Annotated in this window: 1 protein-coding gene; it reads right to left on the bottom strand. The window is 31.7% G+C overall.

Translation table 11 applies throughout. From position 1 onward, the window contains the following. Positions 1-278 precede the first annotated feature (278 nt). Positions 279-335 carry a hypothetical protein gene (locus IE187_RS21865; RefSeq protein WP_229839644.1) on the bottom strand — a complete coding sequence of 19 codons (57 nt, stop codon included), beginning with the start codon at positions 333-335 and terminating at the stop codon, positions 279-281. Positions 336-350: the final 15 nt, after the last annotated feature.

Raw genomic sequence — 350 nt, 5'->3', positions numbered from 1 at the left:
GGAGGAATAATAATTTAAATGAGCTACATCTATATTTTGCTTTTATTTCCTTTAATGGTGGGATTTATCTTATCATTAAAAAAGAAAAAACATGATAAAAAATAACTAATTCACTATAGTAAAGAAATTACAGATTTTCTATGAGTAAGACTTGTAATTTTATTGCAAATGAAGAAGCTACAAGCTATACTGAAATTAACAAATATTGAACTCATGTATCACCGAACCCCAACCTATGCCAGTAGGTTGGGGTTCTTTAGTGGTGAGGCTATGTCGCCTTATTTCTTGCGGTTGTTTAGCCAAAACCTGAAAATCGCAACACAGCACTCTACTATAATAGGTGCTATTAT

The sequence above is a fragment of the Sphingomonas glacialis genome, from assembly GCF_014653575.1.
Lineage (GTDB): Bacteria > Pseudomonadota > Alphaproteobacteria > Sphingomonadales > Sphingomonadaceae > Sphingomonas > Sphingomonas glacialis.
Note: the sequence above shows the minus strand (reverse complement) of the source record. Positions and strands in the feature narration are given on the sequence as shown.